This window comes from Streptomyces sp. NPDC046860 (assembly GCF_040645115.1).
GTDB lineage: Bacteria > Actinomycetota > Actinomycetes > Streptomycetales > Streptomycetaceae > Streptomyces.
In genome coordinates this window covers 150297-165292 of the sequence record NZ_JBEYXQ010000003.1, presented here as the reverse complement: position 1 = coordinate 165292, position 14996 = coordinate 150297, and the positions used below count along the sequence as shown (strand labels likewise).

General features: G+C 72.4%; 14 protein-coding genes. 5 read left to right on the top strand and 9 right to left on the bottom strand.

Annotation, left to right across the window (positions count from 1 at the left end; translation table 11 throughout):
* Window positions 1–6 precede the first annotated feature (6 nt).
* The 3 genes from ABZ898_RS06450 to ABZ898_RS06440 are packed head-to-tail and all read right to left on the bottom strand — an operon-like array spanning window position 7 to window position 3373.
* Window positions 7–756 (bottom strand): succinate dehydrogenase/fumarate reductase iron-sulfur subunit, encoded by a 750-nt coding sequence (locus ABZ898_RS06450; protein WP_361653428.1) that lies wholly within the window; start codon window positions 754–756, stop codon window positions 7–9.
* Complete coding sequence (locus ABZ898_RS06445; protein WP_361653426.1) at window positions 753–2699, bottom strand: fumarate reductase/succinate dehydrogenase flavoprotein subunit; 1947 nt, start codon at window positions 2697–2699, stop codon at window positions 753–755. Before ABZ898_RS06445 ends, ABZ898_RS06450 begins: the two co-directional genes overlap by 4 nt.
* Before the next feature lie 2 nt (window positions 2700–2701).
* The gene (locus tag ABZ898_RS06440) at window positions 2702–3373 is read right to left on the bottom strand and encodes a succinate dehydrogenase (RefSeq protein WP_361653845.1); all 672 of its coding nucleotides are present in this window, start codon (window positions 3371–3373) and stop codon (window positions 2702–2704) included.
* Window positions 3374–3491: 118 nt separating this feature from the next.
* Here ABZ898_RS06440 and ABZ898_RS06435 point away from each other — a divergent pair, with 118 nt between their 5' ends.
* Complete coding sequence (locus tag ABZ898_RS06435; protein ID WP_361653424.1) at window positions 3492–4376, top strand: LysR substrate-binding domain-containing protein; 885 nt, start codon at window positions 3492–3494, stop codon at window positions 4374–4376.
* Window positions 4377–4476: 100 nt separating this feature from the next.
* On the opposite strand, the gene ABZ898_RS06430 is transcribed toward ABZ898_RS06435, so the two are convergent.
* From ABZ898_RS06430 to ABZ898_RS06420, 3 genes are all read right to left on the bottom strand, one after another.
* Complete coding sequence (locus ABZ898_RS06430; RefSeq protein ID WP_361653422.1) at window positions 4477–6618, bottom strand: EAL domain-containing protein; 2142 nt, start codon at window positions 6616–6618, stop codon at window positions 4477–4479.
* Entirely contained in the window at window positions 6615–7427 is an 813-nt protein-coding gene (locus ABZ898_RS06425) for an SAM-dependent methyltransferase (RefSeq protein ID WP_361653420.1), read from the bottom strand. Before ABZ898_RS06425 ends, ABZ898_RS06430 begins: the two co-directional genes overlap by 4 nt.
* Before the next feature lie 228 nt (window positions 7428–7655).
* Entirely contained in the window at window positions 7656–8606 is a 951-nt protein-coding gene (locus tag ABZ898_RS06420; protein WP_361653418.1) for an SCO0930 family lipoprotein, read from the bottom strand.
* Window positions 8607–9405: 799 nt separating this feature from the next.
* Here ABZ898_RS06420 and ABZ898_RS06415 point away from each other — a divergent pair.
* Window positions 9406–9534 carry a hypothetical protein gene (locus ABZ898_RS06415; protein ID WP_361653416.1) on the top strand — a complete coding sequence of 43 codons (129 nt, stop codon included), beginning with the start codon at window positions 9406–9408 and terminating at the stop codon, window positions 9532–9534.
* Window positions 9535–9564: 30 nt separating this feature from the next.
* Entirely contained in the window at window positions 9565–10323 is a 759-nt protein-coding gene (locus tag ABZ898_RS06410) for a DUF4239 domain-containing protein (protein ID WP_361653414.1), read from the top strand.
* Between the two features lie 92 nt (window positions 10324–10415).
* On the opposite strand, the gene ABZ898_RS06405 is transcribed toward ABZ898_RS06410, so the two are convergent.
* Window positions 10416–11288 carry a hypothetical protein gene (locus ABZ898_RS06405; RefSeq protein ID WP_361653412.1) on the bottom strand — a complete coding sequence of 291 codons (873 nt, stop codon included), beginning with the start codon at window positions 11286–11288 and terminating at the stop codon, window positions 10416–10418.
* 333 nt (window positions 11289–11621) lie between these two features.
* On the opposite strand from ABZ898_RS06405, the gene ABZ898_RS06400 reads away from it, so the two are divergent.
* Window positions 11622–12302, top strand: coding sequence for a class F sortase (locus ABZ898_RS06400; protein WP_361653410.1), 681 nt, complete (start codon window positions 11622–11624; stop codon window positions 12300–12302).
* A gap of 34 nt (window positions 12303–12336) precedes the next feature.
* Here ABZ898_RS06400 and ABZ898_RS06395 read toward each other — a convergent pair whose 3' ends face one another.
* Window positions 12337–13173: a polysaccharide deacetylase family protein gene (locus tag ABZ898_RS06395; RefSeq protein ID WP_361653409.1), complete on the bottom strand. Its 837-nt coding sequence runs from the start codon at window positions 13171–13173 to the stop codon at window positions 12337–12339.
* 152 nt (window positions 13174–13325) lie between these two features.
* Between ABZ898_RS06395 and ABZ898_RS06390 the strand changes: the two genes are divergently transcribed.
* Window positions 13326–13799: a universal stress protein gene (locus ABZ898_RS06390; RefSeq protein ID WP_361653407.1), complete on the top strand. Its 474-nt coding sequence runs from the start codon at window positions 13326–13328 to the stop codon at window positions 13797–13799.
* On the opposite strand, the gene ABZ898_RS06385 is transcribed toward ABZ898_RS06390, so the two are convergent.
* Entirely contained in the window at window positions 13735–14991 is a 1257-nt protein-coding gene (locus ABZ898_RS06385; RefSeq protein ID WP_361653405.1) for an MFS transporter, read from the bottom strand. The two genes, ABZ898_RS06390 and ABZ898_RS06385, sit on opposite strands and share 65 nt — an antisense overlap.
* Between the last annotated feature and the right edge of the window lie 5 nt (window positions 14992–14996).

The following is a 14996-nucleotide window of genomic DNA, read 5'->3' as shown; positions in this document are numbered from 1 at the left end:
TGAGTCCTACCGCTTGCCCGCCTTACGGGTCGCGCGCAGCCACTCCTTGTTCATTCCGGTGATCGAGAACAGCGGGATGCCCTTGGGGCAGGCCGTGGCGCACTCGCCGGCCAGCGTGCAGCCGCCGAAGCCCTCGGCATCCATCTGGGCCACCATGTCCAGCACCCGGGTCTCCCGCTCGGGCGCGCCCTGCGGGAGCACGTTCAGGTGGTTGACCTTGGCGGCGGTGAACAGCATCGCCGCGCCGTTGGGGCAGGCGGCCACGCAGGCCCCGCAGCCGATGCACTCCGCGTGCTCGAAGGCGAAGTCGGCGTCGGGCTTGGGCACCGGTGTCGCGTGGGCCTCCGGGGCGGCGCCCGTGGGCGCGGTGACGTAGCCGCCGGCCTGGATGATCCGGTCGAAGGCCGAGCGGTCCACCACCAGGTCCTTGACGACCGGGAAGGCGGCGGCGCGCCAGGGCTCGACGTCGATGGTGTCGCCGTCCCGGAACGAGCGCATGTGGAGCTGGCACGTGGTGGTGCGCTCCGGGCCGTGCGCGTCGCCGTTGATGACGAGGCTGCACGCGCCGCAGATGCCCTCGCGGCAGTCGTGGTCGAAGGCGACCGGGTCCTCACCCTGAAGGATGAGCCGTTCGTTCAGGACGTCCAGCATCTCCAGGAAGGACATGTCGGGCGAGATGCCGTCCACCTCGTAGGTGGACATGGCGCCGTCGGTGTCGGCGTTCCGCTGGCGCCAGACGCGCAGGGTGAGCCTCATGCGTAGCTCCGCTGGGTGGGGTGGACGTACTCGAAGACGAGGTCTTCCTTGTGCAGGACGGGGGCCTCGCCGGTGGCGGTGAACTCCCAGGCGGCGGCGTAGGAGAACTCCTCGTCCCGGCGGGCCGCCTCGCCGTCCGGGGTCTGGGACTCCTCGCGGAAGTGGCCGCCGCAGGACTCGGCGCGGTGCAGCGCGTCGAGGCACATCAGCTCGGCCAGTTCGAGGTAGTCGACGATGCGGTTGGCCTTCTCCAGCGACTGGTTGAACTCCTCGCCGGTGCCGGGGACCTTGATGCGGCGCCAGAACTCCTCGCGGATGCGCGGGATCTCGGTGAGCGCCTTGCGCAGGCCCTCGGCGTTGCGGGCCATGCCGCAGAACTCCCACATCAGTTCGCCGAGTTCGCGGTGGAAGGAGTCGGGGGTGCGGTCGCCGTCGACGGCGAGGAGCAGGTTGACGCGGTCCTCGGTCTCGGCCAGCACCTCCTGCACCTCGGGGTGTTGGCCGCTCAGCGGCTCCTGGTGCGGATGGCGGGCCAGGTAGTCGTTGAGGGTGGCGGGCAGCACGAAGTACCCGTCGGCCAGTCCCTGCATCAGCGCGGAGGCGCCGAGCCGGTTGGCGCCGTGGTCGGAGAAGTTGGCCTCCCCGATGGCGAAGAGGCCGGGCACGGTGGTCTGGAGGTCGTAGTCGACCCAGAGACCGCCCATCGTGTAGTGCACCGCGGGGTAGATCCGCATCGGGACCTCGTAGGGGTCCTCGTCGGTGATCCGCTGGTACATGTCGAAGAGGTTGCCGTACTTGGCCTCCACCGCCTTGCGGCCCATCCGCGCGATGGCGTCGGCGAAGTCCAGGTAGACGCCCTGGCCGCCGGGTCCGACACCGCGTCCCTCGTCGCAGACGTTCTTGGCGGCGCGGGAGGCGATGTCGCGCGGGACCAGGTTGCCGAAGGAGGGGTAGATCCGTTCCAGGTAGTAGTCCCGCTCGTCCTCGGGGATCTCCTTGGCCGGACGGGTGTCGCCCTGCGCCTTCGGCACCCAGATGCGTCCGTCGTTGCGCAGCGACTCGCTCATCAGGGTCAGCTTGGACTGGTGGTCGCCGGTGCGCGGGATGCAGGTGGGGTGGATCTGGGTGAAGCAGGGGTTGGCGAACAGCGCGCCGCGCCGGTGCGCCCGCCAGACGGCGGTGGCGTTGGAGTTCATGGCGTTGGTCGACAGGTAGAAGACGTTGCCGTAGCCGCCGCTCGCCAGGACCACCGCGTCAGCGAAGTAGGTCTCGATCTTCCCGGTGATCAGGTCGCGGGCGACGATGCCGCGCGCCCGGCCGTCGACCACGATCAGGTCGAGCATCTCGGTGCGCGGGTGCATCTCCACGTTCCCGGCCGCGATCTGCCGGGACAGCGCCTGGTAGGCGCCGAGCAGGAGCTGCTGGCCGGTCTGGCCGCGGGCGTAGAACGTGCGGGAGACCTGGACGCCGCCGAAGGAGCGGGTGTCGAGCAGGCCGCCGTACTCGCGGGCGAAGGGCACGCCCTGCGCCACGCACTGGTCGATGATCTCCACCGAGACCTGGGCGAGCCGGTGGACGTTGGACTCGCGGGCGCGGAAGTCGCCGCCCTTGACGGTGTCGTAGAACAGCCGGTGCACCGAGTCGCCGTCGTTGCGGTAGTTCTTCGCGGCGTTGATGCCGCCCTGCGCGGCGATCGAGTGCGCCCGGCGCGGGGAGTCCTGGTAGCAGAACTGGACGACGTGGTAGCCCTGTTCGGCGAGCGTGGCGCCCGCGGAGCCGCCCGCGAGGCCGGTGCCGACGACGATGACGGTGTGCTTGCGCCGGTTGGCCGGGTTGACCAGCCTGGCCTCGAAGCGGCGGGTGTCCCAGCGCTCGTTCACCGGCCCGGCGGGGGTCTTGGTGTCGGTGACCGGGTCGCCGGTCGCGTAGTCGGTGTAGGACATGGTCAGCTCACCACTCCGGTCATGACGCCCACGGGTACGGCGATGAATCCGGCCGTGAGCAGCAGCGCGAGGACATCGGCGGCGCCCTTCAGGACCCGGTCACGGGTACGGCCGCCGGCGCCGAGGGTCTGGGCGGCGCTCCAGAAGCCGTGCCGGATGTGCAGGCCGAGGGCGAGCATCGCCACGATGTAGATGACGTTGCCGTACCAGGTGGAGAAGGTGTCCACCACGTTCTGGTAGGGGTGGCCCTCCTGGAAGCCGCCGGAGTGCACGGTGCCGGTGGTGAGGTCCAGGATGTGCCAGACGATGAACAGGCCGAGGATGATCCCGCCCCAGCGCATGGTCCGGGTGGCGTAGCTCGTCCGGGCCTTCTTGTGCACGTACTTGCTGGGCCGGGCCTTGATGTCGCGGCGGCTGAGCTGGTACGCGGCGGTGGCGTGGGCGACGACGGCGACGACCAGGACGACGCGGACGAGCCAGAGCGTCCACTCGTAGTGCATGAACGGCTCGCCGACCGTGCGCAGCCAGTGGGCGTAGTGGTTGAACTCGCCGGCCCCGAAGAAGATCTTCAGGTTTCCGATCACGTGCGCGACCAGGTACAGCAGCATCACGATGCCGCTGACGGCCATCACGGTCTTCTTGCCGACGGAACTGTCCCAGACCGAGCGCGCCATCGACGGCCGTCGGTCCGTCCGCGTTGCCAGAGCCATGGACAGGACGCTACGACGGTGCTCCCGATCGGTCCAAGACATGGTTCAGCTCGTTTCCATAGGCGCTCGCTATCCTGGAGGTGTGCAGTTCCAGCAGCTCCAGTACTTCGTGGCCGTGGCCGAGACCCGGCACTTCACCCGTGCCGCCGAGCGGGTCCATGTCGCGCAGCCCTCGCTGTCCCAGCAGATCCGGGCGCTGGAGCGGGAGCTGGGCGCGGATCTGTTCGTCCGGGCGCGGGGCAACATCGCGCTGACCGACGCGGGCGAGGCGCTGCTGCCGCTGGCCCGGCGCATCCTCGCGGACGCGGACACCGCCCGGATGGAGGTACAGGAACTGGTCCAGCTGCGCCGGGGGCGGGTGCGGCTCGGCGCGACACCGAGCCTGTGCACCGGGCTGCTGCCGGACGTGCTGCGGGCCTTCCACGACCGCTATCCGGGCATCCAGCTGCTGGTCCAGGAGAGCGGTTCGCGCGACCTGGTGCGGGAACTGGGCCGGGGGGAGCTCGACCTGGCGCTGATCGTGCTGCCGCTGCCGGCGCCGGCGCCCGCGCTGACCACCGTGGAGCTGCTGCGGGAGGACCTGGTCGTGGTGTCCTCACCGGAGGCGCCGGCCCCCGGCGGCGGGCGCCGGAACGTGGAGATCGCCGATCTCGAGAACGAGCGGCTGGTGATGTTCCGGTACGGGTACGACCTGCGGGAGCTGACCGTCGCCGCGTGTCGCTCCGCCGGGTTCGAGCCCGAGTTCGCCGTCGAGGGGGGTGAGATGGACGCGGTTCTCGGGTTCGTGCGGGCCGGACTCGGCGTCGCCGTCGTGCCCCGCATGGTCGCCGGCCGGGCCGGGCGGGGACTGAGGGTCACTCCGCTGGCCCGGCCCGGGCTGTCGCGGACCATCGCGCTGGCTCACCGGAGTGATGTGGCTCCGCCTCGGGGGGCGCGGGAGCTTCAGCGGATGCTGCTGGAGCGGTAGCGGGCGCCTGTTCTTTCGCGGGTGCGTTGTGGCTGGTCGCGCAGTGCCCCGCGCCCCTGGCGGGGGTGCGGCCCGCTTCGCGGCCGCGCCCCCGTCCCCGTCAGCTCGTCGCGTCCGCCAGCACCAGGGTGTGGAGCTTCTCCGGGGGGCCCGGCCTCGCGTAGTACCAGCCCTGGGCGGTGTCGCAGCCGAGGAGGCGGAGCTGTTCCGCCTGGGCGCTGGTCTCCACGCCCTCCACGGTCACCGCCAGGTCCAGGCTGTGGGCCAGGGAGACGATGCCCTCCACGATCTTCAGGTCGACCGGGTCGGCCGGGAACTGCTGCATGCCCTGGGTGAAGGAGCGGTCCAGCTTGAGGACGCTGACCGGCAGGCGCCGCAGGTTGGCCAGGTTGGAGTAGCCGGTGCCGAAGTCGTCCAGGGCTATGTCGACGCCCATCTCGGCCAGCCGGCGCAGGGGCTTGAGCAGGCCGTCGTCGGCGCCGATCAGCGCGGACTCGGTGACCTCCAGGCACAGCGCGTCCGGGGCGACCCCCGCGCGCTCCAGGATCTCCACGGTGTCCTGCACCAGACCGGGGTGGGTGAGCTGGCACGGGGACAGGTTGACGTTGATCCGCAGCGGGCCCACCGCGTCCTCGCCCTGCTTGTCACGCCAGGTCCGCGCCTGCCGGATCGATTCCTCAAGCACCCACCGGCCCAGCGGGACGATCAGCCCGGTGTGCTCGGCGAGCGGGATGAAGCGATCCGGGCCGAGCACGCCGTGCTGCGGGTGCAGCCAGCGGACCAGGGCCTCCGCGCCGCTCACGGTGCCGTCGCCGAGGTGCACCAGGGGCTGGTACTCGATGAAGAACTCGCCGCGTTCCAGCGCGCTCGGCAGCGCGGTGGTGAGACCGTGCCGGGTGATCGCGCGGGCGTCCGCCTCCGGATCGGCCAGCTCGGCCCGGTTGCCGCCCGCCGACTTGGCCCGGTACATCGTGATGTCGGCGCTGCGCAGCACCTCCGCGGCCGTACGCTCCCCCGCCGGGCCCTCGACGATGCCGAGGCTGCCGCGCACCAGGAGGTCGCGGCCGTCGATGCCGACCGGGGTGAGCAGCGCGTGCGTGATGCGCTCGGCCAGTTCCTCCACCCCGCGCTCGGTGTCGCGGCCGGTGGTGAGGGCCACGAACTCGTCGCCGCCGAGGCGGGCCACCATCTCGCCGGACGCGGTGGTGCAGGACTGCAGCCGGTCGGCGACCTCCACCAGCAGCCGGTCGCCGGCCGCGTGGCCGAGGCTGTCATTGATGGCCTTGAAGCCGTCGAGGTCGAGGTAGCACAGGCCGAAGCGCTGCCCCTCGCCCGCCGCGAGCGCCTTCTCCAGCCGCTCGAAGAACAGGGTGCGGTTGGGCAGGCCGGTGAGGGCGTCGTGGGTGGCCTCGTAGCGCAGCCGGAGATGGAGCAGGCGGCGCTCGGTGGTGTCCTCCATCAGGGCCAGCTGGTACTGCGGGGTGCCGTCGGCGTCGCGGAGCAGGGAGACCGTGAGGTTGGTCCACAGCGCGGTGCCGTCGGGGCGGTTGAACGCCTTCTCCACGTGGTAATGGTCGCGCTCGCCGCGTACCAGCTCCTCGTAGAGCCGCCAGGTCTGCGGGGCGTCCTCGGGATGCGTCCAGTCCCGGACCTTCCGGCCGCGTATCGCGGTCTCGGAGACGCCGAACATGCGCTGGAGGGCGCCGTTGACCTGGAGGACGTTGCCGTCGAGGTCGGCGATGCCGATGCCGATCGCGGCGCCCTCGAACACCGCGCGGAAGCGGGCCTCGCTGGCGTGCAGGGCCTCGGCGACCACCCCTTGGGCGCGCAGCGCGGCCTGGGCCACGGCCTCCTGCTCGGCGAGGGTGCGCTCCCGCAGCGCCTGCGCGTAACCGGCGGCCATCGCGTGCTGGAGCCGGGAGGACCGCATCCGCAGCCGGTCCTGCGGGCTGTCGTCACCGCAGTACAGGACGAGGTAGGCGTCGACGCAGTCCAGGGTGCGGGCGAGCACCTCGGGGTCGGTGCCGTGCGCGTCGATCAGGGCCGCGCCGACCGCCTTCGCCTCTCCGGCGTCGAAGCTGTGGGCCCGCAGGGCGCGGCTGAGGCGGTGGGCGAGCGGGAGCAGCCGCTCCTCGAACTCGGCGCGGGTGAGCGAGGTGGAGGTGACGGGGTAGACCGCCCGGCTCCATATCGTCGTCAGCCGCCGCACTCTGCCCTCGGGACCGTCCGGCTCCGCGCTCACGCCGTACGCCCCACGCCGGCGAAACCGGAGAACGCGAAGTCGTCCTCGTCCTCCGGTGCCGACTCCGGGCGCCATCGCGGCGGATGGACCAGTCCCGGTTCGACCAGTTCGAAGCCCTCGAAGAAGCGGGCGATCTCGTCCCGCGAGCGCATGACCAGCGGGTTGCGGATGTCCCGGTAGACGTCCACCGCGCCCTCGGCGCGCTCCTCGGGCAGCGGGATGCCCTCGTAGGAGGCGTGGGTGAGGATCAGCAGGCTGCCGGGGGCCAGCGCGGCCCGCAGTTCCGCCACCGCGCGGTGGGGGTCGTCGGAGTCCTCCAGGAAGTGCAGGACGGCCACGAGCAGCAGGGCCACCGGCCGGCCGAGGTCGATCAGCCGGGCCACCTCGGGGCTGGTGAGGATCTCCTGCGGCTTGCGCAGATCGGCGGCGACGACGTCCGCGTCCGTGTTGCCCGCGAGCACCGCCCTGCTGTGCGCGACGGCGACGGGGTCGTGGTCGACGTACACGACACGGGCGCCCGGCCGGGCGGCCTGGGCCGTCTCGTGGACGTTGCCGTAGGTGGGGATGCCGGAGCCGATGTCCAGGAACTGGTCGATCGCCTGCTCGGCCGCGAAGCGCACGGCCCGGCGCAGGAACGCCCGGTTGGCCTGCATGATCTTGGGCAGGCCGGGGAGGAACTCCATCGCCTTGCGGGCCGCTTCCCGGTCGACCTCGAAGTTGTGCGAACCGCCCAGGTAGTAGTCGTACATGCGCGAGACGCTCGGCACCGAGATGTCGATGCTCCGGGGGGCCCAGGCGGGGCGCTCCATGTATCACTCCTGGCGTAGGCGACGGGGACGGGTGAGCCGGTGTTCGAGCTGAGGCTACTGATCGCCCGCCAAACGGGCGACCGGAAACGGAAATTGACCATCCGTTCCCGGTCACCGCCTGCGGGAAGTACCCGTCCGAACCCGCTGGGTGACGACCCTGGGGCACGCCGCGGGGCCCGTCCCCTCCGCGTGAGCGGACGGAACGGGCCCCGGCGCGGGCGGTGACCGCTACTCGGCGGGCGCGCCGATCGGCTTGCCCTCGGGCGAGACGGCGTACCAAGTGCCGCCCACACCCTGGCCGTTGGTGTCACCGGGCTTCTTGTCCCCGGAGAAGGTGTAGATGGGCCAGCAGTTGACGGACATCTGCTTGACGCCGTCGGGCCGGGTGAAGGGCATCAGGCCCTTCTTCTTCACACCCTGGGTGTCGTCGGCGCTCACCGGCGCGACCGCGGGCCACTTCTCCAGGCAGGCCCCGGTGCAGTTGGAGACGGACTTGGGCCACGCCTTGTCCTTGAGGAAGCGGTAGACCGTGCGGCCGTTCTTGTCGACGACGATGTCACCGAGCTTGGGGTCCTTGCGGACGGAGAGGCCGGGCAGGGAGGACAGGGACGCCTTCTTGCCGTTGGGGGCCAGCGCGAACCACTTGCCGCCCACACCCTGGCCGTTGACGTCGCCGGAGTTGAGGTCCTTGGCGTAACGGTAGGCGGGCCAGCCGCCGATGGTGAGCTGCTTGGTGCCGTCGGGGCGCGTGACCTCGCCGAGCATGGCCTTGTCGATGCCGGCGCCGGCGTTGGCGTCGTCGGCGGGGACCGGGGGCCAGGTGGTGGCGCAGTCGCCCTCGCAGTTGGTCTTCGGCGGCTCGGCCGTGTCCTTGTCGAAGCGGTACAGGGTGAGGCCGGACCCGTCGGTCAGCACGTTGCCGAGCTGCGGGTTCGTGGCCACGGTCAGCTTGCCCGCGGGGGCGGCGGGGGTCGGGGAGGCGCTGGCCTGGGCGCCGTCGGCGCCGTAGCCGTTGCCCGAGCCGAGGCCGGTGCCGATGCCCGCGGCGCTCGCCGACGCTCCCACGTTCTGGGCCGCCGACGCCGGGGGCGTGACGTTGTCCTGACCGCACGCCGTCGTCAGCGCCAGCACCGAAGCGGCTGTGGCCACCAGTGCGGCGGTCCGCCAGGAGGTCTTCATCCTCAACTCCCCATTTTCGCCAGTTTGTTGCGGCCTCCACTGAGTCACCGCACGGCCATGGGTACGCGGCGTGGGGGGTGGAGCGTTCAACGGACCGGGAAAATCTTTCGGCTGAATCCGACGGGGTGCGGCTCAGGGGGTGGCCGGGCGTACGCGTGTACCCATCGGGCCGCCGGGACCGCGCCGCACGTCAAACCGGCAAGGGCGCGTTGTCCCTCCTTCGGGCCAATCAGCACATTGTTCGGCCCCCCGGGCGCGCGCTGCCCTCATGCTCACGCTCGTGCAAGGTCCCCAAGCAACCCGACGCGCGGTCGCCGGCAGGGTGTTGGCGCTGTTCGCGGTGGTGTGGAGCGTGGTCGGCTGCCCGGTCGGCTCGGCGTCCGCCGACGCCTGCGCCTACGCCTCCGCCGGCCCGGACGGGACGGTGGCCGTCGCGGTGGCCGGAGGCCACCATCACGGCCACCCGCCCTGCCCGCCACCGCCCCCGCCGCCCTGCCCGCCGACTCCCACGCCCACGCCCACCCCGACGCCCACCCCGACTCCGACGCCGACCCCCCCACCGACTCCGACGCCCACCCCGGCCCCGCCGCCTCCTCCCCCTCCGCCGCCGAAGCCCCAGCCGCGTCCGACGCCGCCCGAGCCGAAGCCGCCCGTCCGTCCGACGCCGCCCCCACCGGCACCGAAGCCCACTCCGCCGCCTCCACCGCCGCCCGCCCCGGCTCCCGAGCCGGCGGCCCCGCGACCGGTGCCGAAGCCGACTCCGCCGCCCGAGCCCACCCCCCGGCCCACCGTGACCCCGGTGAGCTATCCCGCCTACCACGTCCGTCCCGTCCGGCGCACGGCTCCCTCCCACACGTCGCCGGTCCGCTACGTCCTGCTCGTCACCATCCCCGCGATCGTCGCCGTCGCGGCGCTGCGCCCGCGGTGACGCGGCCGCACCCACACCTGGAGGTATCCGTTGTCGGATTGGCTCGTTCTCGTCCTGGCCATGCTGGGAGCCTGCGCCGTGGTGGTGCTCATCACCCTCGTCCGGCACCGCCGGGCCCCGGAGGACGAGGACCCCAGCGAGACCCCGGACGTCATCGAGTACATGACGATGTGGATCGGGGTGGTGTACGCCATCGTGCTGGGCCTCGCCATCGCGGGTGTCTGGGAGGCGCGCAGCGCGGCCGGGGACACCGTCCAGGCCGAGGCGCAGGCGCTGCACGAGGTCTCCGAGCGGGTCCGCGTCTACCCCGAGGACGTGCGTGACCGGGTGCGCGCGGACGTCGACGCCTACGTCTCCTACGTCGTGGACACCGAGTGGAAGTCGATGACCCAGCGCGGAGAGGTCACCGAGCAGGGGGCGCGGCTGCTGGACCGGGTGCGCCAGGACGTGACGGACTACCAGCCGCGCAGCGATTTCGAGGCGCAGGCGTACCAGCCGCTGGTGGACCAGGTGGCCGCGGCCGACCAGGCGCGCAACGCGCGCGCCGACTCCACCGGCGCGACCATGCCGCCCGTGGTGTGGTGGGGTCTGCTGTGCGGGGCGGTGATCACCGTGGGCATGGTGTTCGCGCTCCAGATCCGGCGTACGGCCCGTGAACTGGTCCTGGCCGGGCTGTTCTCGGCCACCATCGCGTTCATGCTGTTCCTGATCTGGGACTTCGACGCCCCCTTCAGCCGGGGCATCGCGGTGACCGCGGAGCCGTTCCTCACCCTCTTCCCACACGTGTAGCACGTGCCGCGGGCCCCCGTCCCGGCCCGGCGAGGGGTGGGACGAGGGCCCGCGTGTGGCGTGACCCGCGCCGGCGAGGGCGCGGGCGGGGCTCAGGCGCGCTTCTCGTGGCGACGGCGCAGCCAGAAGGCGGCGCCGCCGAGCGCGGCCGAGGCGACGAGTCCGCCGCCGATGGCCATGTCGGCGCGGGTGGCACCGGAGGTGGTGCTGCCGCCGAGGCCGCCGTTGACACCGCCGAGCACGGTGAAGGCGTTCGGCCGGGTGAGGGAGCGGCCGCCGCAGTCGACGGTGATGTCGTAGCGGCCGGGGCGGGCGTCACGGTCGATGGTGACCACGGCGCGGGAGTCGTTGTTGCCGTTCGAGTTCAGCCGGGCGGTGCGGAAGGCGCGCGAGGAGACGGTGCCGCCGCGGCAGCCCTCGACGGTGATGGTCAGCCGGCCGCCGGCGGGGAGCACGCTGGGGGTGACGACGATGTTGCGGAGGTTGCCGTCGCCGAACCCGCCCCCTCCGTGACCGCCGTTGCCGTTGCCGAAGTTCCCGTTGTCGTTCCCGTTCCCGTTGCCGTGGCCGAAGTTGCCGTTCCCGTTGCCGAAGTTCCCGTTGTTGTTGAAGTTGCCGTTGCCGTTGCCGAAGCCGTTGCCGTTCCCGAAGTTGTCGTTGCCCCGGTTACCGTTGCCGTTGCCGTTCCCGAAGTTGCCGTTGTTGTTGAAGTTGCCGTTCCCGTTGAAGTTCCCGTTGCCGTTGCCGTGCCCGTTGCCGTTGAAGTTGTTGTTGAAGTTGCCGTTCCCGTTGATGACGCCGGTGTTCGGGATGACACCACCGGTGTTCGGGATGACGCCCGTGACGGTGCCACCGGTGCCGGTGCCGTTCCCGTTGCCCATGCCGTCCGCGACGGCGACGGGGGCGGCGAGACCGAGCACGGCGATCGCGGCGCACGTGGCCGCCAAGGCACGCTGGTTACGCATGTGTTCCTCCGCGAGAGGCACGCCGGGGCCGGTCCCCGGTCGATCGGCGAGAAAGCACCTCCCGACCAAACACTCAGGGGCCCAGAACACGCCCGCATGTCGAGAATGGTCCGTCCTGGTGATCACACCCACCACCCGACAACCACACAATCGGATATCGCCGCAGGTCACGGCCCGTCAGAAAATATCTCCGCCCTGCAACTCGGATGGCGCACCGGCGACCCGTACCGCCACCCGTTCGCCCGCCGCCCCGTCGCAGGTCACCGGCGCGGGACTTAGCGTTTTCCCATGCGCGACGGACGTGGCGGCATCCACGTCGAGAGGGGATGGCGAATGTCTGCGTCCGAGCTGGCGGAGTGGAGCGACCGGGAGGAGCGCCGCAGGAGACGCGCCCCCTGGGGGGTGCTGGCGCTCGTCCTGCTGACCGGTGTGGCGCTGATCCGGAACGGCTCCGGCGAGTTCGACGTGGGCCCGCCCCAGCCCGCCTCGGCCGCCGCCCCGGCCGCCGACGTGCGCACCCCGCCGAGCGCCGCCCCGGCGACGGCTCCGGCCGGGCTGCCGTTCTCGGCGGCGGAGCGGGTCCGTATCCCGGCCATCCAGGTCGACGCCCCCGTCACCCCGGTGGGTCTGGACGCCGACGGCTGGGTGGGCGCGCCCCCGCCGGAGGACCCCAATCTGGCGGGCTGGTTCACGGGCGCGGTCTCCCCGGGCGAGAAGGGCACCTCCGTGATCGTCGGCCATGTCGACAACACCAAGGGGCCGGCCGTCTTCTACGGGCTCGGCGCGCTGAAGAAGGGCAGCCGGGTCGAGGTGCGGCGGCAGGACGGCAGGACGGCCGTGTTCGAGGTGTACGGGGTCGAGGTCTTCGAGAAGAGCAAGTTCCCCGGCGACCGGGTCTACGGCTCCAAGGGCACGCCGGAACTGCGGGTGATCACCTGCGGCGGCGGTTTCTCCAAGCAGAACGGCTACGACGGCAACGTGGTCGTCTTCGCCCGCCTGGTCACGGGGGCCTGAGGCCGCCGCGACCGGGCGGGCGCGGTGCCCTTTCTCAGGCCGTGCGGCGGGGCGGGACGGTCAGGTGGTAGCCCTGGTCGAGCAGATAGGGCAGGTACTCGCGGATCGCGCGGACGCTCTGTGTCCGGTCGCCCCCGGCGTCGTGGGAGAGGATCACCACGCCGGGGGCGGCGCCGTCCTCCACCCGGTCGACGACCGTGCGGGTGCCGGGGGTCATCCAGTCGGTGGTGTCGACGGTCCAGGCCATCGGCTCCATGCCCATGGCGGCGCCGAGCTGGAAGGTGGCCCGGTTCCAGGCGCCGTAGGGGGCGCGGAACCACTGCGGCCGGTCCCCGTAGGCGTCCTCGATGACGTCGCTGGTGCGCTCGATCTCGTCGCGGATGTCCCCGCGTGCCAGCTCGGTCAGCAGCGGATGGGTCCAGGTGTGGTTGCCGACCACATGCCCGTCCTCGGCCATCCGGGCCAGGAGTTCCTTGTTGTCGACCGCCATCTCGCCGCACACGAAGAACATCGCGCGTACGTCGTACTTGGCGAGGGTGTCCAGGATGTGCGGGGTGTAGTCGGGGTGGGGGCCGTCGTCGAAGGTGAGCATCATGTTCCTGCCCTTGCCGGCGAGGCGCAGGACGGGCTGGTGACGCACCTTCAGCTTGCCGGGGGCGGTGGGCGGGGTGCCGGGGCCGAGCAGCGGCTGGAGGCGGAAGGCGGAGGGCTTGAGGGCCTGCCGGGCCTGTGGCCCGGCGAGGCCGGCGGTGGTGCGGGCGGCCTGGTCGCCGCCGCCCGCCATGAGGACTCCCCCGGCGCCCGCGGCGCCGAGGACGGCGGCCGAGCCGAGCAGCATCCGGCGCCGTGTGAACAGTTGATCCTTCTCCATGAACCATCAGTCGCCCGTCGGGCCTGTGCCGCACCGCACCGACACCGGTGCGGCGGGTCCGATCCACTCCGTCGGCCGAGCGGCGGCGCGAACCCGCCCGTGCCGCTCCCCGTCCGCTGGACGGAACCCCCGCTTCCGATAACCTCACGGCCGTGACGGAACAGCGGGCAGAGCACGAGCGGCACCGGTTCGAGCGGGGTACGGACGGTCCCAAGGTCATCGTCGTCGGTGTGGACGGCTCCGACTCCTCGCTGCGGGCGGCGGCGTACGCGGGCGGCCTGGCCAGACGTCAGGGCGCGCTCCTGGCGGTGGTGTACGTGCAGCCGGTCATGGCGGCCGGGGCGGCGCTCGGGGTGCCGGTGGCGCAGGCCACGGACGAGATCGCCGAGGACCTGATCGCGCAGATCAGGGAGGCGGCGGAGCGGGTGAAGGGGATATTCGAGGTGCGCTGGGAGTTCCACACCTTCCGCGGCGACCCCTTCAACGGCCTGGTGCAGGCGGCCACCGAACTGACGGCGGACGCGGTGGTGGTGGGCGCGTCGGAGCAGGCCGGGCACCGGATCATCGGGTCGGTGGCGGTCCGGCTGGTGAAGGCGGGGCGCTGGCCGGTGACGGTCGTCCCGTAGCGAGCCCGCGCAGCATCGGCGCGGTCGCCAGGAGCAGCACCCCGGCCGCGGCGATGGCGGTGCGCGGGCCGGTGAGGGCGGCCAGCAGGCCCCAGAGCGCGGTGAGCGCGGCGGTGGCGGCCTTGCCGGTGACGGACCAGGCGGAGAGCGTACGGGCCACCCGGTCGTCCGGGGTGCGCTCCAGCCGCTCGGCGGCGAGCACCGGGTTGAACACGCCCGCGCAGGTGATCAGGCACAGCTCGACCGCCATGACGAGGGCCAGTCCGGCCGGGCCGGGCCGGACGAGGGCCAGACCGGCCGGCCAGCAGGCGCGCAGCACGCCCGAGGCGAGCAGGACCCGGCGCCTGCCGAAGCGGGCGGCGAGCGGCCGGGCGAGCCGGGAGCCGAGCAGTCCGCCGAGGCAGGGCACGGCGAAGGCGAGCCCGTACTGCCAGGGGGCGAAGCCGAGCGGGCCGAGCATGAGCACGGCGAGCGGCGGCGCCTGGGCCATGATCAGGCCGTTGACCAGGACCGTGTTGAGGAACAGCGGGCGCAGCCGGGGGCTGGTGAGCAGGTGCCGCCAGCCGTCGAGGAGGCCGGCGGCGCGCGGCCGGGAGGCGTCGCGGGGCGGCCGCGCGGGGACGGGCTCGGTGCCCCCGACGGCCCGGATGCCGAGGGCGGACAGCAGGAAGCTCAGGGCGTTGGCGGCCACCGTCGCCACCGGCCCGAGCAGACCGGTGGCGGCCCCGCCGAGCGGGGGGCCGAGCACGGTGGCCGTCCAGGTGGTGGACTCGAACCGGCTGGTGGCGGTGAGCAGTCCGGCACGCGGGACGAGGCTCTTGAGGTGGGCGCCGGAGGCCGCGGTGAAGGTGAGGTCGGCGGCGGCCACGACCATGGACACCACGAGCAGCGGGCCGAAGCCGAGCACCCCGAGGAAGTGGGCCGCCGGGACGGCGAGCAGGGCGGCGCACCGGACCAGGTCAGCGGCGATCATGACGGGGCGTTTGCGCCGGAACTCGATCCACGGCCCGAGCGGCACCGCGAGCAGCGCGCCGACGGCCGGTCCGGCGGACGCCAGCAGTGCCACCTGGGCGGGGCCGGCGTGCAGCACGAGGAGCGCGGTCAGCGCGAAGGCGTCGAACGCCAGCCAGGTCCCGGCGGCGCTCACGGCGTACGCGGCCCACAGCCACCCGAACCGCGACCCGAGCTTCATCCACA